The following is a 21,402-nucleotide window of genomic DNA, read 5'->3' on the forward strand; positions in this document are numbered from 1 at the left end:
GCTCGGCCAGGTTCCAGTCCAGGCCGGAGCGCCGGCCTATGGGGCCGGCGCGATCGCCTGCGTCAGGTCAAGGCGATTGGCGCCGGGTTTGAGGGCCATGCGGCGACCCCTCCACTCGAACACGCCCTCGACGCCGGCCGGCAGGGTCACGGTCGCGGTCAGGTGATCGCCGTCGCGGACGTAACGCGTTTCGATCAGGCCGCGGGGATGGGCGATCGCCGCGTCCAGCTTGGTCAAGGCGCCCAGATGCGGCGTCACGCGGACACTGGTGAAGCCTGGGGCGGCGGGCTGGACGCCGGCGACCAGGGTGAGGAGGTCGGCCGTCGGGTGCGCGCTCCAGGCATGGGTGTCCGAACGCGAGGGATCGTCGCTCTCGGGCCAGGTGGTGAAGTTCTTGCCCAACATCCCGCGCCAGGTGTCGAGGAGCTCCAGATAGCGATCGCCCAGGCCAGCGTGCTCGAACGCGCGGGCCAGGTAGAAGGCGAAGTAGTAGGAGACGCCGGTGATCCCGGGCGGCGGCTCCAGCCCTTTTCCGCGGACCGTGACGCGCTCGAGGATCGCCGCCTGTTGGGCGGCGTCGGCGACGTCGTAGAGCACCGCCAGGGCGTTGGCGTGCTGGCTGAAGGCCTTCTTCTCGGGCGTGTTGGCGAACAATCCCCGTCCCGCGTCCCAGCATTGGGCGCGAACAGCGGCCGCGGCGGCCTTGGCCTTGGCCAGGTCGGCGCTGGCCCTGGCCGGGTCGCCCAGCGCCGTCTCCAACTGCGCCGCCTGCTTGAGGGCGCCGACATAGGACAGGCTGATCACGCAGGAGTCCGGACGCGGCGGTTCGCCGGCCTGCGGCATTTCGCTCAGGCCTGGACGCCAGTCGACAAACTGCCAGCCGGGCGTGTGCTTGATCAGGCCCGAGGCGCCGACATAGCCGCCATACCAGTTCAGCACCCCGCGCATGCCGGCCAGATTGCGCTTCAGCGGCGCGGTGTCGGGCGCGTGCATCCAGTAGTCATGCAGCATGCCGATCCACAGCAGGGTGAAGGGCGGGATCGACTGGTCGCTGCGCGAGGGATAGGCCGAACGGGGCAGGCCGTTCAGGGTCGAGTGCTCGATCGCGTCGATCGCCTGCACGGGCAGGCGCGTGTCGCCGGTCACCGCATAGGTGATCAGGGCCTGCAGGCGGGTGTCGCCGATGTACTGAAGTTGCTCCCAGTAGGAGGAGTCCTGATAGGTCTCGTGCGCATCGACCCGCGCGGTGTCCCAGCCAATGCGCCAGATCTGATCCAGCGCCGGGTCGCTGCTGGCGAAGCGGGCCTTGGCCTGGAACGGATAGCCGGTCCTGAAGCGCTCGGCCTTGTTCAGCGTCAGGGGCTGCGCGCCGGTCTTCACCCGCACTTCCAGAAAGCGCCAGACGCGCCACCAGTAGGGCTGATAGAGGCGCTGGGCGCCGCCATCGGGCAAGATGGTGTCCGACAGGCCCAGGGCCTGGCCGCCCTCGACCTGGGCCCGGTCGCTCAGTCGCGTCTTGTCGGCGGCGTAGAGCGCTTCGGCATAGGTGAGGGTGATCCGCGCGCCCTGGCCGCCGGTGACGGTCAGCGCCGGGTAGGCGGCTTCCACCTTGCCCGCGTCCAGCAGCAGGACCGCCTCGCTGTTGGCCGGCACGGTCAACGGCGCGTCGGGAAAAGTGGTCTGGCCCGCGCCCTCGGCGCGCGCCAGGCGTCCGATCGGAGCGGGCGTGTAGGCCATGTGGGGCAGGGCGTCGGAGACCAGCGTCCAGGGCGAGGCCTCGCCGGGCGCGAGCGCGGGGCTGGCGGCGACCCAGTCCGTCGCCGTGCTCCGCGTCGCGGTCCAGCTCCAGTCGGCCTTGGCCCCGTCCAGGGTCTCGGGCGGTCCGGCGGCGTAGAAGGTGCGGCCCACCGCGGCCTGGACCTGCGCCATGCCCGGCGCCACCGTTCGGCTCTCGTCGCGCCGCACCCGCCAGGCCGGTCCCGTCGACGCCCAGGTCAGGGCCGAGGTCTCCGGCGTCATCGAAAAGCCGGTTCGGGCGCTCACCTGAGCCAGCGGCGCCATCGAGGCGTCGTTCCAAACGCGCGCGGCCAGGACGTTGACGCCGGGCTTGAGATAGGGGGCCAGGTCGAACCGCTCGTAGCGCCAATGCTTGAGGTCGCCCCGGGCCGGGCCGGCGCCGACGCGACGGCCGTTGACGAACAGCACGAAGCGATTGTCGGCGCTGACCCGCACCAGCGCCGTCTTGGGCGCCGCCTTCAGGGTCACCTCGCGGCGAAATTGCAGGGCGATGGGCGCGGCTTCCACGTCGGCCTTCGGCGCGGCAGGGTGGGTGATCCACGGACTCTCCGCCCGAGCGACCAGGGGCGCGGACACGCCCAGCACCAGCAGGACCGCAACGGCCAGGAGGGACTTCGGGCGCGCCGCAGACGCATGAACCGCCTTGGGGCGGTCGGCGGCCTGGGGTGTCGACGAGGGGTCGTGCATCTGTCCTCCCGGAAGAAAGTCCCCGGCTGGATCCGGTCGATCAGCCGATGTTGTTGCGATCAAATTTGCTCGAAAATGACAAATTAGCAACCGCTCGTTTGAACGGTCAAGCGGGCGGGGAAGAACGGCGATATGCCGGAAATGCTTGGGTTATCCGCCGCGCGGACGCAATTTCGGCGACGAAAGGTCGTCTGGCCCAGGAAGTTTGACGGCGGCGCGCCTCGGGTTCGGCGCGCAAGATCGATCATTGTTTGCGCTAATATGAAGCAAAATGATTGACTCGGGGGGTGGCCCAAGGCACGCCTTGACCAAGAGACGAACCGAGACGGGCGCGGCATGGCGTCGAGGCTCGCGCTTCGCCCGTTTTGGAGGAGGATCCATGAAGACCATCAGCCAGGCCGCCGGACGCCATTCGTTGTCGCGCCGCGGACTGATCGTCGCCGGGGCGGCCACGGCCTTGGCGCCGAGCCTCGGCTGCGCCCAGGCCGATGCGCTGCCTTGGCGCCTGCCCGAGATGAAGACCCTTCAGATCGGCGGCCAATCGATCGCCTACTACGATCAGGGCTCGGGCCCGGCCATCGTTCTGGTGCACGGCATGAGCGGGTCGGCGAGCCTGGAATGGGGGCGGGTGATCGGTCCTCTGTCGCGCGACTTCCGCGTCGTCGCCCCGTTCCAGATCGGCTTTGGCCCTTCGTCGCAGCCCGATCTGCCCTACGACGCCGAAACCTTCGTCAGCTATCTTGGCGGCCTGATCACCGCGCTCGGCCTGGACCGTCCGGTCATGGTCGGAGAATCCTTCGGCGGTTGGGTGGTGGGCCACTATGCGCTGGCCCAAGGCGGGCCTTCGCGCCTGGGCGGGACTGTGCCGGCGATTTCGAAGCTGGTGATCGTCGACGGCGCCCTGCAGATCAAGGGGCCGCCCCCCGCCGGCCCCAACCCGCCGCGCAGCATCAACGACCCGGCGATCGGCGCCCAGGCGGGCGCGGTGTTCGAAGGACGCCCGCGCCCCGACAACAGCCTGGTGACCTCGCGCGTGGTCGGCGGCTCGATCATTCGCCAGTCGCTGGACGATGCGCGCCTGGCCCAGATCAAAACCCCCACCCTGGTGATCTGGGGCGACGCCGACGAGCTGTTCCCCGCCGAGCGCGGGCGCGCCTATGCCCAGGTGATCCCGGGCGCCCGCTTCAGCCTGATCGCGGGCAGCGGCCACATCCCGTCCGTCGAGCGACCGCAGGCCTTCCTCAAGGCCCTGACGGATTTCGTCCGGACTTGACGCGCGGGCCGCTCTATCGCCAGAGAGCGGCCCTTCCGAGCGGCAGTCAGGGGTGGAAGCGCGACGTTGACGGCGATACAGCAGCCGCCTGTACTTAGCTTTATGAAGACTGGGTGCGTTGGCCGTTGGGCCGTATCGATCGCAATGGCGCTGCTAGCGCTTGCTCCGGGCGCCATGCAGGCGTCGGCGGCCGAAATTTGCGCTTTTCCGACGCCGCCTCGCGTCATCGCCAACGAGGGCGTGAGCAGCGCCAAGGGCTCCCGGCTCCTTCAAGTCTGGGATGTTCCCGACGCGCGGATTTACTGGACGACGGCGGACCCGGCAGATCCAGTCTTTCGAACCTTCGTCGCCGACGTGGCAAAACGCGTCCCGTCGACCGATCCCGTCCGGCTGCTTCGGACCTCGCCGGCCTGGGACAATCCACGACTGAAGCAGGGCAACGCCTTGGTGGCCGACCGGGCTAGCGAATGGATTCGTCCAGCCGGTTGCCTGGAGAAGCTGCTGCTATCGGTGCAGCACGGACGCGTAAACCTCTTCGAACGTCCGACCGAGTTCGCCGCTCTAGTATTGCGCTCGCCCGAGCGCGACCGGCTGCGGATCTACTACCTCACAATCAATGAGGACGGGATCGGCCGCATGTCGCCGCTCACAGCGCCCGCAATGGTCGACATCAGGGCTGGCTGGCGCATGGAGATCATGTTGCACAATCACAGCTTTCACCCGGGTCAGCCATCGCTCGACGGCGTGTTGGCGCCAAGCGAAGCGGATGCCCAGTTCATGGCGAACTTCGCGGCAGATGCTGGTCTGCAAGCTGCCTGGATCACAAACGGCCTGCACTCCAGCCGTATTCCCGCGTCGGCCTTTGGATTGTTCACAGCTCCCGCCGAGATAAACCCCTCAAAGTGAGGCTCGTGGAGCGTTAGAAGCCGGTGACCTGACGCCTTAAAGGTCTCACAAGGGTGGAAAGTCGGCCTAGACGCTCTCAACCTTGACGTTAAATGCGGGCGGATTAGCCTCACTGAGCAGTGGCGATCGTGGAGATTGGCGTGTCGGTTTTGGCTCTAATCCTCATTGGATTGTTGGCGGGGCAAAGCGTCTCATCACCGAATCCGTCGCCTTCTCCGCCCGCGACGAGCTCCGACGTTCAAGTTAAGGCGCGTTTCGAGCCCCCGGCTGCCCACAAGCCAACGGCCTATGAGCTCGTTCATGGCCATGTGACTTTCAAGGCCGTAGTGGCTGGACGCAGCGTTTGGGCTCTGCTGGATACTGGGGCGGAGCGCAGCCTGATCGACACAACATTGGCAGCTGACGCCGGTCTGCAAATCGGTGCGCCGCAGGGGACGGTGCGAACGTCCACTGGGTCTTCGATCCCGAAACGGCGGGTGTCTGACGTCCAGATCAGGATTCCTGATCAACTTGAGATTCAGAGCCCCGCTGTGGCCGGTTTTGACATGGCCGCGCTATCGGCGGCGATGGGCCGCAAGATCGAATTCGTTCTGGGAGCAGACTATCTATCCCAGCTCTCGGTCAAGCTGGACCCGGCAAAACGAAGCCTCGACCTCTACCCATCGGGCGTATTGCGACCTCCGGCGGGCTTTCCATCTCTGCCCCTCAAAGACGGCTATCGGATTGAGATCGACGTCGATGGCAAGCCCGTCGTGGTGCAAGTTGATCTGGGTGCCGCCGGCGCCCTCACGCTCAAGCCGAATGCCTGGCAGCGGGTCGGACCACCCAATGCTAGCGTCCAGCGGGGGGAAACCGTTGGCGTGGATGGGCTAAAGCAGGCTGCGGATTTCGGTGTCCTCCCCGTCGTCAGCCTTGGTGCCAATCGCTACTCGAACGTTAGAACCAAGATATTCCCCTGGCCTAGTGACGACACCGAAGGGACGATCGGCATGGATCTCCTGGATCAGCTTTTCATCGTGCTCGATGCCAAAGCCGGCAAGATGTGGCTCGCACCACGGGCTGCCATGCCGCGAGATTGAAGGCCTAGATTGGGTTAAACGCCAAGGTCCGACTTGGGGCGGGAGGGGAAATTAGCCGACCGCCGCAAAGCCGACCTTCAGCTGCGCGAGGCGGCGTGCCGCGAGCGTCCGGTTTCCGGAACGAGGTGACCTTCCGCTCCCGACCCTGTTAGGACCTTTGGAAGGTCTTCTTCCCGACCAGTTCTACGTCGGCTAGGCTTTATGGATGAGCCACGGGGTAACGCTAGATGCCAGTTCCAACTGTGATCTTCGCTGCCGCAGCGCTGGCCCAACTAACGACCTCAGCGCCTTCTCCTCCTTCGCTTTCGGCCATTCCCCTGCCGAGGGCGAAAATTAGCCTGCGCTACGCCGGGCGGGAGGCCGAGCGTCCCGTTCCTTTTGAAGTCGTGAAGGGTGTTATCGTCTTCAAACTCACAGTAGCGGGGCGAGAAGCGTCGGCGATCCTCGATAATGGAGCGCAACAAAGCTTATTGGATGAGGCCTTTGCGCGGGCTGCCGGTCTCGAAGTTGGCGCACCCGATGGCACCATCGTTACGCTAAATGGTTCGGCGCCCAAGAGGCGCGTCTCGAAGGTCCCGTTATCGGTACCCGGTGCGTTCGAGACGGAAGTGCCCGCAATGGCGACAATGGATATGGCCGCCCTTTCTAAGATCGTTGGTAGGAAGATCGATTTTGTTTTTGGCGCCGATTTCTTCGGGATCAACGTGCTTGCCATCGATCCGGCGCGGCGAATGCTACGAATTGGACCACGCGGCGGCGCACGGCTGCCGCCCACAATTCCAGCCTTCGACCTAAGCGGCGAGAGGCCGCACATTCAGGTTCTGGTCAATGACCGGCCGGTCAGCCTGGAGGTGGATCTCGGCTCCAACGATATGCTGGTCCTTACGCCCGAAGCTTGGGCGCGTGTTGGCGAGGGCGTGAACAGCGGCGTGTCGGTGCGAAACCGCGACGTCACGGACCACACCAAATCAACTCAAGTTCAGATCGAGCGACTGCCGCAGGTTAAGCTCGGCCCTATACAAGCTGACAATGTCACCGCTTCGATCAAGCCCTGGCCTATCTCGCAAGGAGACGGGTCCATAGGTTATGGGCTGCTGCAGCGGTATCTGGTCATCATTGATGCCGGTGTAAATAGGATGTGGCTCGCTCGTCCTGTGCCGGTGCCCTGATAGGGCGAATAAAACTGAAGCCTGCCCGAAACGTCTATTAGCGCTTTCCACCCGGTGCGGACCTGCGAAGGGGCCGCTGTATTCTACCCAAGAGCTGGAGAGGCCGCGGCCGGCTAAGCCGGACGAGCTCGCCGCCTCGTTGTTATTGCACCGCGCAAAGGGGTAAGGTTGGCAACTAGAGGTTATCGATGGGGGCGTAGGTGAAGTTTCTGTTGGCTGCCGTCATTTCGCTGTCGGCCGGCGCGGCATTCGCGCAAACGCCCTCTTCCGGAGCGCCCTTCTTGTCCGTCAACTGCGGCACTCCGGACCAGAGGGAGCAGGCCGCGAAAGCCCAGCTCTCCAACAGTTCAACGCCTGATGTCGACCTTGCGGCGGCGACCCGGGCCATCGCGCTGGGCAAGGCCCAACATGCCAACGTTCTCGATGGGCAGCCGGTCGATGACCCCTATAGATCAGCGAGCCGGTTCGGCGCCTTGGCCAAGACAGCGACGGATCCGGAAATCGCCGAGCTGTACCGCCGGACCGCTCGTGATCAACTCAACCGGAGTATCTTCACCGCAGCGATGCGGAAGGCAAGTTGGGCGACAGGCTTGAACGATGTTTCGCTTGCCTACGCATTTCAACGTCTCTCCAGCGAAGGGTGCGGCGTCGAAATCGACAACCTTCGTTGGATTCGGGATCGCATCGCCTCCCGGGGCTGGTTCAAGATCAGCGCCCATGGCGCGGACGCTGACGGCGCGGCATTTCTGTTGGTCCAGCACGCCGATCGTGATCCTGATTTCCAGAGTCAGGTGTTGACGCTCCTGGAACCCCTGGTCGCCGCTGGAGAGACCAAGCCCCTGAATTTCGCCTATCTGTTCGATCGCGTCGCGGCCGCGAACAACCGACCGCAGAGATACGGCACGCAAGGTCGTTGCCTGCCGACGGGCTGGACGCCGGTCGTCGCGATCGAGGACGTCGGCGGGCTGGAAGCCCGCCGAGCGGCCGTGGGCCTGCCGCCGCACCAGGAGTACGTCAAACGTTGTGTCCCCGCTGGGACGCCTAAGACGCCGGGATAGGCTACGTGCGCCCATCAAGCATCCTGGTTCTGGTCGCCTGGTTACTACAGGCCGGATCCACGCTCGGCGCCGAGAGACCCGGCGAGGGCTTCGACGTCACGCACTACGCCCTGGCGCTGACGCCCGACATCCAGAACAGGACCCTGTCGGGCCGTGAGGTCATCACGTTGCGGGCGACCAAAGACCGGCTACGGAGCCTCATCTTCTCCGGTAGTGCGCTCAGCATCGACAGCGCGACGCTCGACGGCGTCCCCGTGGTCGTCGAAACCGGGGAAGAGACGCTCTCGATCAGGCTCGCCGAGCCGCTGGCGCGGGGGCGCGCCGTTAGGCTGGAGCTGACCTATCACGGCCGCCCCGCGCGCGGCCTGTCCGGTTCGGCGACGTCGCTCTACACGAGCTATTTTGCCTGCGACTGGATGATCTGCGCCCAGGAGACGTTCGGCGACAAGGCCGCGTTCTCGCTCGCGCTCAAGGTCCCAGTCGGAATAGACACGCTGTCGGTCGGCCGGAGGGTCGCCAGGATCCGAACCTCCGACGGCCGTGAAATTCACCGATGGACGGCGCCCCGCCCCTATTCGGCCTATCTGTTCGGCTTCGCGGTAGGACGGTTCGCCCGCGTCGAAGAGCGCGTCGACGCGCGTGTCCGGGCGGCTAGACTCGTCTATCTGAGCGACGTCGCCGACGAGGGGGAACTGAGGCAGCGGTTCGCCGAGACCGGTGGGATCGTCCGCTTCTTCGCCGACAAGGCCGGCGCGCCGCTTCCGGTCGCGGCGTATAGCCAGCTCCTGGTCGAGGGGCGCGAGGCTCAGGAGGCGGCGTCCTATTCCGTGCTTGGGGTCGAGGCGCTGCCGACGCGAGCGGACGAACCCAGCCAGAATTGGGCCATCGCGCACGAACTCGCCCACCAGTGGTGGGGCAATCTCGTCACCAGCGCGACGTTGAAGGACTTCTGGCTCAACGAAGGCGTCACGACGTTCATGACGGCCGCCTGGAAGGAGCATCGCTACGGACCCGCGGCCTATGAGGCGGAACTGGCGGTGGCGCGCGGGCGATTGGAGAAGGCCCGAGCCGCGGGGTTCGACAAGCCCTTGGCCTGGGAAGGTCACCGCGCCGCCCCGTCTGACCGATCGTCGTGATCGGGACGGGCCTTCGACTAGGAAGAGCGTTTGTTGGGCGGCCCCTTGCCAGGCCCGCCGCGCCGGCAAGAGAAGCTTTCGGCGCGCTCGGGATCGCCGCGCCCCGAATAGACGGCGATGGCGGGATAGGCGCACAGCGGGCGGGTGCGGCCCGGCCACGGCGCGTCGCGCCCGGCCGTGGCGAGAATCCGATCCGGGGCCTGGCCCTGCTCCACCCAGGCCACCAAGGCGGTGAAGGCGTCGAACTGGTCGGTCGCCGGCCCGCCCATGCAGTGGTTCATGCCCGGGACGGGAAAGACCCGAACGAACTCGGCCGCCCGGCCGTCGAAGCGCGCATCGACCTCCCGATACCAGGCCAGGGTGTCGTTGATCGAGAAGACGGCGTCCGAGGCGCCATGCGGCACGATCAGGCGGCCGCCACGGGCCTTGAACGCGGCCAGATCGGATGAGCGCGCGGCGTTGTCCTCCCAGGCCGAACGGGTGAACGGCGGGGCCACGGCGTAGATCTTGGCCGCGTCGCGATCAAAGTCGTAGGCCATCGCGAAGGCCATCTTGGCCTTGTCGTCCGGCAGGCCGCGCGGCGGGGTGGAAAACACCGCCGCCAGCGAGCCCATGCCCAGGGAGACGTTGAAGGCCGGCAGCGGCGGCTGGGTCAGGCCCAGGGTCCAAAGCCGCCAGCCCGGCGCGGCGAGCCCGCCATCCCAGGGCCAGTCGCTGTAGAGCGCCGCGCCGGCCTTGGTCTTGGGGCCGGCGAACACCCGCAGCATGGCCCCCACCTGGGCCGAGGTCAGGCATCCGTCGGCCTTGGCGCCGGAACAGGTGACGCGCTTGAGCCGCGGGCGAACCTTGGCGGTCGAACAGGCTTCAAAGGCGCCGACGACGCCGTCGGCCAAGCCGTCGGCGCGGTCGCAGGCCGCCAGAACCGCCTTTTGCACCAGGCCCAGGTCCGTGTCGGAAAAGGTCCCGACCAGGTCGCGCACGCTCGGCGCGGGGTTGGCGACCAGCCGTCCGAAGGTCTGGGTGCTCCAGGCCTCGGCCAGCGCCGCGCGCGGCAGTGAAAAGCCGGGCGCCCCGGCCAGGACGCCGTCGAAGGCGTCGGGATAGCGCTGGGCCAGCGCCATGCCCTCCTGGCCGCCCTTCGAGCAGCCGGCGAAGTACGACCGCACCGGAGCGCGACCATAGAAGGCGCGCACGCCGGCCTTGGCCGCGTCGGTGGTCAGCTTCAGCGAGGCGTGGCCATAGTTGAGGCGCGCGATCGGGTCGAAGCCGAAGGACAGCTCGCCGCCGTGCTCGGCCAGGGCGTTGCGCTGGTTGTCATGGCCCGAGTCCTGGCTGACCACTGCGTAGCCCTGGGCCAGGGCGACCTGGCCGCCGAAGAACGGGACCGCGCCCATGGCGTCGCCCAGGACGCCGTTGCTGCCGCCGCCGCCCTGGAACAGGAACCGCCCGTTCCAGTCGAGCGGCAGGCGAAGATGGAAGCCCACCGCGTAGCCCTGTCCATCGACGCCGGTCCGAGCCTGCAGATGGCCGATCACCTCGCAATGGGCGGGCGCGCGAGACCCTTGGGCCGGCCGCAGGATCGCCGAGTCGATTCTGGTGGTCGGATCGGGCCACAGGCCCCCCTGCGCCAGCGCCGCGCAGGCGCTGGCCGAGGCGGGCGATGACGCCGCCGCGGCGGCCTGATCCTGGCCCTGGGCCAGGGCGGCCGCGCCGCCGAGCAACGTCGCGGCGCACGCCGCCGTGGCGCAGAGCAGCCTCTTCAATACGATGGCCATCGGCCGCCTCCCCACACTTGGCGCTGCGCTGTTCCGAGGCGCTCGCGGCACGCTAGGGACGCGGCCTGGACAAAAACAGGCGCCGGATTTGTCCGACTTGGCGCGAAGCGCTGCGACAAAATAGTTATACCAAATAACTTGACTTCAAATCCTGGCCGGAGAGCTAATCGTCCAAACCGCCCCTCAGAGGGCCGGGAGGAAGCCATCATGCGCACGATCGATCCGGGCGGCGGCGCTCGCCTCGTCCTCGAACCGCAAGACCTGGAAACCCGCGGCCCCGAATATGCCGCCATCGCCAAGGGCTCGATCGCCCCCTGGCGGCTGGGCCCGGCCACGGCCATGGCGCTCGAGGATTCGATCCAGCGCGAAGGCTGGCCCGCGGGCGCGGTCTGCGAATCCGAAAAGACCATGGCCGAGCATTTCGGGGTCGGCGTGCGGCTGATGCGGCAAGCCTTCCGGATCCTGCAGGCGCGGGGCGCGGGGCGGCCGCAACGCGGCCGCAACGGCGGCCTGGTGGTTCTGCGCCCGGACCTGGACGCCGCGGCCGCCGCCCTGTCCGACAACCTGCGCTGGAGCGGGGTGACCCCCGAGGAGGTGCGCGAGGCGCGCGAGGTGCTGGCCCCGTCGCAAGCCGGCGGCGCGATCGATCCGGGACGAGCCCTGGCCCTGGCCGGTTTCGAACGGTTCCTGGCCACGGTCGCCGGTCCCTCCGAGGCCCTGCGCATGCAGTTGCAGCTTCCGGAGACGATCCGCGCCAACCGCGCCAGCCACATGGCCTGGATCATCGGCCAGGGCATCACCCACGAGCGCTGCCGAAACGGCGACCGGCTGGGGTCGTTGTGGGACCTGACCGAAAAGCACGGTGTCAGCCTGGCGGTGGCGATCGACGCGATCCGGATTCTCGAGGACGCCGGGGTGGTGGTCTGCGTCAAGGGCCGAAGCGGCGGCGTCAACCTGAGGCTCCCCCAGAGCGAGGCGGTCATCGCCCTGATGCACGGCTACCTGGCCGCCGCCGGCGCGGCCGAGGAGCAATGTGTGGTCGTCTGCCATCAGCTCAACATCCGCGCCGCGCGCAAAGTCGCCGAAAGCCGGTCCCCCGAGCTGATCGCCCTGGTCGAGGACATCCATCGACGCATGGCCAGCGCCCAGGGGGACAGCGTCATGACCACCTGGTACGCGTTGCAAAAGACCCTGCACGATCACGCCGGCAACCGCGCGCTACATCTGATCACCCGATGCCTGGCGGCCTATACGGTGCGATCGAGCGCCATCGACGCTCAGCCGCTCGACCCGCGCTTCCTCGACAACATGGTCCAGGCCACCGGGGTGATGGTCGCGGCGATCCGGGCCGGCGACGCGGCCGGCGCCGAGCAGGGCCAATGCCTGACCCGGCGCGTGCTGGACGAGCGGTCTCCGGCTCAGCGCGCCGCCGCCGCCTGATCGGCCCGGGGCGGGGGCTGGAGGCTCACCCGCCGGCGCCGGCGGCGGCCATATGCTGGGTCAGTTGCTCCGGCGGCCCGAACAGCACGCCGGTCGGCAGGAGCCTGGCCTGGGCGCCCTGCCCCACCACCACGGTCGGAACCCCGCTGGCCCCCAAACGGCTCATCGTCCCGCGGGCCTGCGCGATCCGCAGCCGATGGCGCTCGAGCAGGGCGGGACCGGCTTTGGCGGCGGCCTCCGCGGCCCAGCCCAGGCCTTGCGTTTCCAGCACCGCCCGCAGCACCGGCGTGGCGGTGATGTCGAGGCCTTCGACGTAGCGGGCCGCCTGCAGGGCCTTGAGCGCCTCGAACTCGCGATCGGGCTCCACGGAGGCCACCGCGCTCAGGGCCAAGGTCGCCGGACCGCTGTTGAACAAGCAGCCGCGATCGGCCAAGACCGTGTCGCGGTAGCGTTCCGAGAAGACCTGGCCGGTCATCCGCGCGATCCGCTGGTCGCTGGTCCAGGCGAAGCTGGCGAACGCCGCATCCATGCGGCGCGCGCCCTCGCCCGAAAACAGGCCCGTGGGGGCCGTTCGAAGCGCGACGCCCGCGCGCCGCAGGCGATCAAGCGCCGGCGCGGCGCCGTAGCACCAGCCGCAAAGGGGATCGAAGAGATAGGTGACCGCTTGGCCCATGGGAAATCCTCTCGACGGTCAGATAGCGGCGCGAACCGCGCGGCTGTAGGTCGATAAAAAGCGACCAGGCGTATGCCCCTGGCATACAATCAGACCGCCAACGCCGCCCACGCTCGCCCGCCCAGAGCCATGTCATCGCCTTGGGCGCGGCGTTTTTCGAAAGGCGGGCGTCCAATCTGGCGAGCGATCGCGGGGACCTCGCGCGTCCACGGCGGCCGCGGCCGCCTGGGCGTCAAACGCCAATGTCCAATTCCGGGCCCTTGTTTCGGGTCGCCGCGAAAGCTCGACTGAGGCTCGCGCCCACGACGATCGTGCCCGGCGCCGCTTTCGTTGGAGTCTCTTTGATGATCCGCCGCCTCGCCTGCTCCCTGCTCGCCGCCACGCTGCTCGCGCCCGCCGCGATGGCCGCGCCGGGCGTGACCTCGACCAAGCCGGCCGATCTGCCCGCCGGCCACTATGGGGTCGATCCGACCCACACCACGATCGTCGGCAAGATCAGCCATTTGGGCTTTTCGCTCTACCAGATCCGGTTCACCAAGGTCGACGCGAGCTTCGACTATGATCCCAAGGCGCCGCAGAACGCGGCCTTGAAGGTCAGCGTCGATCCGGCCTCGATCGAGACCGCCACGGGCGGCGACGAAGCCGGCCTCAAGTTCGCCAAGGAACTGGCCGGCGAGGCCTGGTTCGACGCGGCCAAGTTCCCCACCGCGACCTTCGTCTCCACCAAGGTCGAGCCGGGCCAAGGCCAGACCGGTAAGATCACCGGCGACCTGACCCTGCATGGCGTGACCAAGCCGGTGGTGCTGGACGTCACGTTCAACGGCGTCGGCGCGGGCTTTGGCCCCGGCGTCAAGACCGGCTTCTCGGCGACGACGACGTTCAAGCGCTCGGCCTTCGGGATCAGCAAGTACGCGCCGCTGGTCGGCGACGACGTCACGCTGAACATCGAAATCGAATTCGACAAGAAATAGGTCGGGCGCGGGAAGTCTGGGGGAGGTGTCCATGGCCAAGAGCCGTACGCGCTACACGACGGTGGCGATCGTCATTCACTGGCTGATCGCCGCGGCCATCCTCTTCCAGATCATCCTGGGCTGGCGGATGGGCGACGGTCCCAAGGGCCCCACGACCTACGCCCTGTTCCAGCTGCACAAGTCGATCGGCATCACCATCCTGTTCCTCAGCCTGTTGCGGCTGGGCTGGCGGCTGGTCAATCCCGTCCCGCTGGCCCCGGACGACCAGCCCGGCTGGGAGCGGATCGCGGCCAAGCTGGTGCACATCGGCTTCTACGTGATCATGATCGGCCTGCCGCTGACCGGCTGGGTCATGGTCTCGGCCAGCCGGGTGCCGATCCCGACCTTGCTCTACGGGACAGTCCCCTGGCCGCACCTGCCGCTGCTGCCGCAGCTGGCCGCCGGCGCCAAGGAGACCTGGCGCGAGATCGGCGAGGGCGGCCACCAGGCGCTGGTCTGGCTGGCCTATGTCCTGCTGGCCCTGCACCTGGGCGCGGTGGCCAAGCACCAGCTGCTCGACCGCGACGCGGTGTTCGGCCGCATGGCCCCCGGCGCCCGCCCCGGTTGGAAGGAGCCGCGCGCCTGGCTGGCCGCCGTGGCGCTCGTCGCCGTGATCGCGGCCGGCTATCTCTACAGGCCCGCCCTCAAGGCCGCCGCCCCGGCCGAGGTCGCCAGGGTCCCCCAGCCCGCCGCCGCCCCGATCGACATCGCGGCCGCGCCGGCCGAGCCGGCCGGCCAGGCCCCCGCGCCGGTCTCCGACCTTGAGGACCCCGTCGCCTGGACCGTCCAGAAGGGCTCCAGTCTGGCCTTCACCGCCACCTGGTCGGGCAGCGCCATCGAAGGCCAATTCAAGACCTGGACCGCCGACATCCTGTTTTCGCCGCAGGCCCTGGACCGCTCGAAGCTGACGGTGACCGTCGACATGGGCTCGGCCGCCACCGGCGACGACCAGCGCGACCAGAGCCTGCCCAGCGGCGACTTCTTCGCCGCCGCCGAGCACCCCAAGGCCGTCTTCACCGCCAGCAAGTTCCGTCAGACCGGCGAAGGCAGGTTCGTCGCCGACGGAACCCTGGACCTGCGTGGCGTCAAAAAGCCGCTCAGCCTGCCGTTCTCGTTGAAAATCGACGGCGACACGGCCAGCGCCCGCGGCGCCACCACCCTGGACCGGACCCTGTTCGGGGTGGGACAGGGCGAATGGGCCTCGACGGACGCCATCGCCGCCAAGGTGAAGGTCAGCTTCTCGCTGACGGCCAAGCGCGGTTCGACCGCGCCGTCCGCGCCGCGGCCGGGTCGCCCCCTTCCATGATCGACCCGGCGATGAGGATCACCCCGCTCCCATCGCCGAAGGCCGCGCGCGACGGGCCGGCGCCAAGGCCGATCTCACCCCCACCGCGCGCGCCGCCGCCAAGGCCCGCGCCCCTCGGAAAGCCCGCCTGGCCTGATGGCGCGTGGCGGCCCAACTGGAGAGTCTCGATGATGCCTCGTTCCTTGCGCGCCGGCCTGATGCTGGGCGCGACGCTGGCGGTGATGGCCGCGCCGGCCCTGGCCGCGTCCAGCCAGCCCTGGCGCGACAAGCGCCTGCCGGCCGATCAGCGGGCGGCCTTGCTGGTCAAGGCGATGACCCGCGAGGAGAAGCTGCGGATCGTGCACGGCGTCTTCCCGATGATCATGAAAGAGCGGCCGCCGGGCGTTCAGAAGTCGGCGGGCCTGGTGCCCGGGATCGCGCGCCTGGGCCTGCCCGATCTGCTGGAAAGCGACGCCAGTCTAGGCGTGGCCGCCGCCCAGCGCGACGATGACGAGGCCACGCCCCTGCCCTCGGGTCTGTCGCTGGCGGCGACCTGGAATCCGCAACTGGCCTATGACGGCGGACGGATGATCGGCAAGCAGACGCGGCAAAAGGGCTTCAACGTACTGTTGGCCGGCGGGGTGAACCTGGTGCGCGACCCGCGCAACGGCCGCAATTTCGAATATCTGGGCGAGGACGTGCTGCTCAGCAGCCAGATCGCCGCCGCCTCGATCCGCGGTATCCAGAGCAACAAGATCGTCTCGACCACCAAGCATTTCGCGCTCAACGCCCAGGAAACCGGTCGCCACGTGCTCAATGCGGTGATCGACCCTGGGGCGCTGCGCGAGTCCGACCTGTTGGCCTTCCAGTTCGTCATCGAGCAGAGCCAGCCGGGCTCGGTGATGTGCGCCTATAACCGCGTCAACGGGCCCTATGCCTGCGAGAACCCGGAGATCTTCAACGCCCTCAAGGGCGACTGGGGTTGGAAGGGCTGGGTGATGTCCGACTGGGGCGCGGTCCATTCGACCAAGGCCGCGGTGATGGCCGGCCTGGACCAGCAGTCGGGTGAGGAACTCGACGAAAAACCCTATTTCGGCGCCCCGCTGAAGGCCGCCATCGAGTCGGGCGAGATCCCCGAGGCGCGGCTGACGGACATGGCCCAGCGCATCGCCTGGGGGGTGTTCTCCAGCGGCCTCTACGACAATCCGGTCAAGGCCGGCGGCCTGGACATCGCCGCCGACGCGCCGGTGGCCGAACAGGCGGCCGAACAGGGCGTCGTCCTGCTGAAGAACGACGGCGCCCTGCCCTTGGCGGCCGGCGCCAGGCGCATCGCCGTGATCGGCGGCCATGCCGACATCGGCGTGCTGTCGGGCGGCGGCTCCTCGCAGGTCATTCCCAAGGACGCGATCCGCATGGCCCCGCCCAAGGGCGCGCCGGCTTGGGGCGCGGGCGTGGTCTATCACGCCTCCTCGCCGCTGGACGCCATCCGGCGACAGGCGCCTGGCGCGGCGGTGACCTTCGATGCGGGGACCAACGCCGCCCAGGCGGCCCAGGCCGCCAAGGACGCCGACGTCGCCATCGTCTTCGTCACCCAATGGACCACCGAGGCGCTCGATGCGCCCTTGGCCCTGGCCGACGGCCAGGACGCCATGGTCGAGGCCGTGGCGGCGGCCAATCCGCGCACGATCGTGGTCATGGAGACCGGCGGGCCGGTGTTCACCCCCTGGGTCGACAAGGTCGCGGGCCTGATGGAGGCCTGGTATCCTGGCGCGCGCGGCGGCGAAGCCATCGCCAAGGTGCTGTTTGGCAAGGTTGACGCCTCAGGCCGCCTGCCGGTCACCTTCCCCCGCACCGAGGCCGAACTGCCGCGGCAGAAAATCCCCGGCGCAGACGTCGCGCGGCGCGAGGAGGTCGTGGTCACCGACAAGCCGCCGCCGTTCGACGCGCCCTATCCGGAAGGCGCGGACGTCGGCTACCGGTGGTACGAGCGAACCCAGGCCGCGCCGCGGTTCCCGTTCGGCTATGGCCTGTCCTATAGCCAGTACCGCTACGCCAACCTCAAGGTCTCGGGCGGCCAGACCCTGACGGTCAGCTTCGACGTGACCAATGCCGGCCAGCGCGTCGGCCTGGAAACCCCGCAGGTCTACGCCGCCGGCCAGGGGCTGACGCATCGGCTGATCGGCTTCAAGAAACTGGCCCTCAAGCCGGGCCAGACCCAGCGCGTCACGCTCGCCGCCGACCGACGCCTGCTGTCGCGTTTCGACACGGCCAAGCCCGGCTGGACCCTGGCGGCCGGTCCTTGGAGCGTTAAGGTCGGCCGTTTCGCCGGCGACGCGCAACTGACCGGTTCGGCCCAGCTCTCGCCCGGCCGGATCAGGCCCTGATCGCGGGCGAACGAAAAGTGGACGCCGGCGCGATGCGCTGGCGTCCAGGCGGATGGGCGATCCAAAACGGGGCTGATCCGCGGACGGGTTGAAGGATCCGCGCAGGTTTCTGAACACACGAACACGCTCTGGCAATCTAACCGTTCGAATCGTGTCCGGCGCACCCACGCCCAAGTACGCAAGGACGTAAGCGGTGTTCAGAGGCCACGGCCTGATGATCAGGCTAGCGAGGGCTCGGCTTCATGCGCCGCTTGGCGATCTGAGCGAACCGGTACTCGATCATCTGACGGTTGATGTCCTTTGGGTCGTAGGGGCCGCCGTACCAATCGAGCATGGTGCGGCGCTCCGGGTGACGCGGCGTGGTGACCGCTTCCAGAAAGCCCTCGAACCCTGGTGTTCCGCCGACATCTTCGGGCGGGCAGCGCCGGGATCCTTCGATGAAGTGAGGATACGGGGCGTGAGGCTGGGCCGGCTCGACGCCTTCGACCTGGACCACGTGGCGCCAGTTGTCACCGAAGTCATAGACATAGCTGAAGGCTAGGTCACCGCGCGCGATCAGGGCGGCCAGCTTGACGCCGGCGGCGCGTTGGGTCGGCGGATCGGTCGGATACTCCGGATTAGGATCGCCGTAGCGGTGCGGCCCGATCTCGAACTCCCACAGGTGATAGTCCTGCCAGACCTGATCACGACCTTGCGGCCCCATGGGCTGCGGGTGACGGAGTTCTCGGTGCTGGTGGTCATCGGCAAGACGCCAGGCCTCACCCAGCAGGCCATCAGCGCGGCGTTGCAGATCCAGCCGCCGAACCTGAAGACCATCATCGACGGGCTGCGCCGCCAGGGGCTGGTGCGGCGCTCGTCCGTGGCCGCCGACCGGCGGTTGCGCGCCCTGTCGCTGACCGCGCAAGGCCAGCGGTTGCTGGCCCTGGCCAATGAAGCCCACGCCGGCCACGATCGCCGTCTGCTGGCCTGTCTGGGGGACGCGGACGTTCCGGCCGTCCTGGAGGCCTTGAAGCGGATCGCGGCGCTCTAGGCGCGGGGCCCGGTCTTTGAGTCGACCGTCCCGCGCCGCATCGCCGGGAGCGGGGGGTGTCGCCGCGCGCTTATGGCGCTCATCGCTCACGCTTGCCGTCTCCTTGTGCGCCAATGTGATCTATTTTGAGCGTCAATTTCGTGCGGGTGGAGAGGTCTTCGGCGTAAGGCCGGGGAGGCCAATCGGGCCGTTAGCCCTTGACAAATAAGGAATTGTTGCGTCGTCGCACCGCCACGGAATGCGAGGTCAGGCGCGGATATGATGGCTATGCGCCATCATGGGCGACGGAATTTTACCGTTTATGATTGCGTATTTGTCATTTTCGATAATAATCAATCGGGGACGAGGTCGAACCGGCGTCGTCCAATCGAAATAGGGGCGCTCAAGCCCCATTCGGGAGGGAACAAGATATGTTGAGAGGTGCTTTTCTGGCGCCGCGTGCGGCCGTGGGTTACATGGTCGGCGCGAGTCTCCTGGTCATGGCTTCGGCCGCCTCGGCGCAGTCCGTCGCGGGCTCGGGACCGGCGACCGAACTGGATGTCGTGATCGTGACGGCCAACAAGCGGGCCGAGCCCGTGCAAAAGGTCGCCCAGACGATCAACGTCGTTTCGGCCTCGACCATCGCTGATCTGCACGTCCAGAACACGATCGAGCTGACCCAGGTGGTCGGCGGCCTGTCCCTAACCATGACGACCCCCTCCGAGCAGTCGATCTCGCTGCGCGGGATCAAGATGCCCAGCGGCGGCGGCCCCTCGACCAACACCGTCGAGACCTATCTGAACGAAGTGCCGATCACCGTGTTCGACGCCTTCGCCGCCACGCTGGACATCGGCCAGATCGAAGTCCTCAAGGGGCCGCAAGGCACGCTCCGCGGCCGGCCCTCGCCGTCCGGCGCCCTGACCATCGCCACCCAGAAGGGCAGCTTCTCGGAATATAGCGGCTATGCGACGGCCACGGTCAGCGATCATGACGGCCAGCGCGTGGAAGCCGCCTATGGCGGACCGATCAGCGACACCCTGGCCTTCCGCCTGGCCGGCGTCTACGACCACAACGGCCTGACCGAGGTCAAGAACATCAACAACGGCAAGAGCACCTACCAGGAAACCAAGGTCCTGCGCGGCAGCTTGAACTGGGCGCCGACCGATCGGTTCTCGGCCGACCTGATGGCGCAGTACACCAAGCAGGAAGGCGATTTCTACCGCCAGATCAGCGGCCGCGCGCCCTGCGCCGGCGATCAGGGCGGCGCGATCCTGGTCAGCTCGGTGGCCTGCGGACGCACCTTCACCCTGAAGGACAAGATCGCCCTGACCCAGGGCGCCAACCCCAATTCCTATCGCGGCGCGCTGGCCACGCTCAACGCGCGCTACGGCCTGACCGACAACATCGATCTGAACTATGTCGGCGGCTACAACGACACCAAGTACTATACCATGCTGAACTTCGACTTCGCCGGCATCGGCGAGGCCAACAACTTCGGCCGCTACATCGACGTCCTGACCAAGCGCCGCAGCTATTCCAACGAGCTGCGCGTGCAGTCGAACGGAGACGGCTTCTACAACTTCACCTACGGGGTCTTCGCCCAGAACGCGCGCACCAACGGGGTGGCCAACCTGCCGCCGCTGTTCACCGGCCAGCTGAACCGGAACACGACCAAGGACTTCGGCGTCTTCACGACCCAGAAGTTCGCCTTCACCGACAAGGACAGCCTGCAGGTCGGCGTGCGCTACAGCAAGGTCGACATCACCAATCGGGTGAACGGCTCCAAGCGCTCGTATAACGCCACCACCGGCAACGCCAGCTATCAGCACCAGTTCACCCCGGACGTGATGGGCTACGTCTCCTACGGCACCTCGTTCCGTCCCGGCTCGGGCGGCGCCAACGCCGCGCCGCGTCCGGTCATCCCGGCCAGCTTCGGCAATTTCGAGGATGAACACTCGCGGTCGATGGAAGTGGGCTTCAAGACCCTGTGGCTCGAGCGCGTGACGGCCAACATCGCCTACTTCGACCAGAAGTACGACGGCTACATCACCTCGCAGTTCAACGTCGCCTGCACCGGCGTGCCCAACCCCAACGGCCTGGCCTACGGCACCGACAACGGCCTGGCCAACGGGCCCCTGTGTTTTGGCACCATGACCGGCAACGGCGACGCGGTGAGTAAGGGTTTCGAGCTGGAGCTCAACGCCAAGGTGACCGACAACTGGCGGATCGGCGGGATCTTCACCTACACCAAGGCCCACTTCGCCGACGCCGAACTGCCCTGCAACGACTACAATGGCGACGGCGTCCTGGACGTGAACGGCACGCCGATGGTCCAGAAGGGGCGCTTCGTCAGCCTCTGCCGGTCCAACGGGCCGCTGGGCTCGCTGCCCAGCATCAGCTTCAGCGCCAATACGAGCTACGACTTCAACCTCGGCCAGTTCCCGGCCTATGTGCGCCTGAACTCGTTCACGCGCAGCAGCTCCTACTTCCCGCAGACCGGCCGGACCTTCTCGGGCTACACCACCGTCAACGGCTCGGTGGGCGTCTTCAATCCCTCGCGGGACTGGGAACTGAGCCTGTGGGCCAAGAACATCTTCAACAAGGTGCAGGAAGACACCGACGGCGGTCCCTGGACCATCTTCGGGGTCCCGTCGGGCTTGCGCATCGGCACGGTCACCAACGATCGTGAAATCGGCGCGACCCTGCGCCGGACGTTCTGAC

At 67.6% G+C, this 21,402-nt stretch carries 16 protein-coding genes; 12 read left to right on the forward strand and 4 right to left on the reverse strand.

Features of this window, described 5'->3' with window-relative positions:
• Positions 1 to 36 precede the first annotated feature (36 nt).
• Positions 37 to 2,484, reverse strand: a complete 2,448-nt coding sequence (locus ASD47_RS16975) for an alpha-L-rhamnosidase C-terminal domain-containing protein (RefSeq protein ID WP_056759130.1) — start codon at positions 2,482 to 2,484, stop codon at positions 37 to 39.
• 379 nt (positions 2,485 to 2,863) lie between these two features.
• On the opposite strand from ASD47_RS16975, the gene ASD47_RS16980 reads away from it, so the two are divergent.
• The 6 genes from ASD47_RS16980 to ASD47_RS17005 all read left to right on the forward strand — a co-directional run bounded on the left by ASD47_RS16980 (position 2,864) and on the right by ASD47_RS17005 (position 9,105).
• Positions 2,864 to 3,757, forward strand: coding sequence for an alpha/beta fold hydrolase (locus ASD47_RS16980; protein WP_056759132.1), 894 nt, complete (start codon positions 2,864 to 2,866; stop codon positions 3,755 to 3,757).
• Between the two features lie 144 nt (positions 3,758 to 3,901).
• Positions 3,902 to 4,663 carry a hypothetical protein gene (locus tag ASD47_RS16985; RefSeq protein ID WP_056759134.1) on the forward strand — a complete coding sequence of 254 codons (762 nt, stop codon included), beginning with the start codon at positions 3,902 to 3,904 and terminating at the stop codon, positions 4,661 to 4,663.
• Between the two features lie 140 nt (positions 4,664 to 4,803).
• On the forward strand, positions 4,804 to 5,742 hold the full coding sequence (locus tag ASD47_RS26200; RefSeq protein ID WP_162251666.1) for a pepsin/retropepsin-like aspartic protease family protein: 939 nt from the start codon (positions 4,804 to 4,806) through the stop codon (positions 5,740 to 5,742).
• 227 nt (positions 5,743 to 5,969) lie between these two features.
• Positions 5,970 to 6,911 (forward strand): pepsin/retropepsin-like aspartic protease family protein, encoded by a 942-nt coding sequence (locus tag ASD47_RS26205; RefSeq protein WP_082564662.1) that lies wholly within the window; start codon positions 5,970 to 5,972, stop codon positions 6,909 to 6,911.
• A gap of 200 nt (positions 6,912 to 7,111) precedes the next feature.
• Entirely contained in the window at positions 7,112 to 7,969 is an 858-nt protein-coding gene (locus ASD47_RS17000; protein WP_056759137.1) for a DUF6624 domain-containing protein, read from the forward strand.
• 5 nt (positions 7,970 to 7,974) lie between these two features.
• On the forward strand, positions 7,975 to 9,105 hold the full coding sequence (locus ASD47_RS17005; RefSeq protein ID WP_056759138.1) for a M1 family aminopeptidase: 1,131 nt from the start codon (positions 7,975 to 7,977) through the stop codon (positions 9,103 to 9,105).
• Positions 9,106 to 9,122: 17 nt separating this feature from the next.
• Here ASD47_RS17005 and ASD47_RS17010 read toward each other — a convergent pair whose 3' ends face one another.
• Positions 9,123 to 10,880, reverse strand: coding sequence for a tannase/feruloyl esterase family alpha/beta hydrolase (locus ASD47_RS17010; protein ID WP_082564663.1), 1,758 nt, complete (start codon positions 10,878 to 10,880; stop codon positions 9,123 to 9,125).
• 207 nt (positions 10,881 to 11,087) lie between these two features.
• On the opposite strand from ASD47_RS17010, the gene ASD47_RS17015 reads away from it, so the two are divergent.
• Positions 11,088 to 12,320: an FCD domain-containing protein gene (locus tag ASD47_RS17015; protein WP_056759140.1), complete on the forward strand. Its 1,233-nt coding sequence runs from the start codon at positions 11,088 to 11,090 to the stop codon at positions 12,318 to 12,320.
• Between the two features lie 25 nt (positions 12,321 to 12,345).
• Here the strand turns inward: ASD47_RS17015 and ASD47_RS17020 are convergent, their stop codons facing one another.
• On the reverse strand, positions 12,346 to 12,993 hold the full coding sequence (locus ASD47_RS17020; protein ID WP_056759141.1) for a DsbA family protein: 648 nt from the start codon (positions 12,991 to 12,993) through the stop codon (positions 12,346 to 12,348).
• A 344-nt stretch (positions 12,994 to 13,337) separates the two neighbouring features.
• Here ASD47_RS17020 and ASD47_RS17025 point away from each other — a divergent pair, with 344 nt between their 5' ends.
• The 3 genes from ASD47_RS17025 to ASD47_RS17035 all read left to right on the forward strand — a co-directional run bounded on the left by ASD47_RS17025 (position 13,338) and on the right by ASD47_RS17035 (position 17,672).
• Positions 13,338 to 13,964, forward strand: a complete 627-nt coding sequence (locus ASD47_RS17025) for a YceI family protein (RefSeq protein WP_056759144.1) — start codon at positions 13,338 to 13,340, stop codon at positions 13,962 to 13,964.
• Between the two features lie 31 nt (positions 13,965 to 13,995).
• Positions 13,996 to 15,309: a cytochrome b/b6 domain-containing protein gene (locus tag ASD47_RS17030; protein WP_056759146.1), complete on the forward strand. Its 1,314-nt coding sequence runs from the start codon at positions 13,996 to 13,998 to the stop codon at positions 15,307 to 15,309.
• Positions 15,310 to 15,476: 167 nt separating this feature from the next.
• Positions 15,477 to 17,672 (forward strand): glycoside hydrolase family 3 protein, encoded by a 2,196-nt coding sequence (locus ASD47_RS17035; protein ID WP_056759148.1) that lies wholly within the window; start codon positions 15,477 to 15,479, stop codon positions 17,670 to 17,672.
• A 223-nt stretch (positions 17,673 to 17,895) separates the two neighbouring features.
• Here the strand turns inward: ASD47_RS17035 and ASD47_RS17040 are convergent, their stop codons facing one another.
• Positions 17,896 to 18,375 carry a plasmid pRiA4b ORF-3 family protein gene (locus ASD47_RS17040; RefSeq protein WP_056759150.1) on the reverse strand — a complete coding sequence of 160 codons (480 nt, stop codon included), beginning with the start codon at positions 18,373 to 18,375 and terminating at the stop codon, positions 17,896 to 17,898.
• Here ASD47_RS17040 and ASD47_RS17045 point away from each other — a divergent pair.
• Positions 18,364 to 18,702, forward strand: a complete 339-nt coding sequence (locus tag ASD47_RS17045) for a MarR family winged helix-turn-helix transcriptional regulator (protein WP_056759152.1) — start codon at positions 18,364 to 18,366, stop codon at positions 18,700 to 18,702. The genes ASD47_RS17040 and ASD47_RS17045 overlap by 12 nt on opposite strands.
• A gap of 479 nt (positions 18,703 to 19,181) precedes the next feature.
• Entirely contained in the window at positions 19,182 to 21,401 is a 2,220-nt protein-coding gene (locus ASD47_RS17050; protein ID WP_235525938.1) for a TonB-dependent receptor, read from the forward strand.
• The last annotated feature ends 1 nt before the right edge of the window (position 21,402 follow it).

It is taken from the genome of Caulobacter sp. Root1472, from assembly GCF_001426985.1.
Taxonomy (GTDB): domain Bacteria; phylum Pseudomonadota; class Alphaproteobacteria; order Caulobacterales; family Caulobacteraceae; genus Caulobacter; species Caulobacter rhizosphaerae.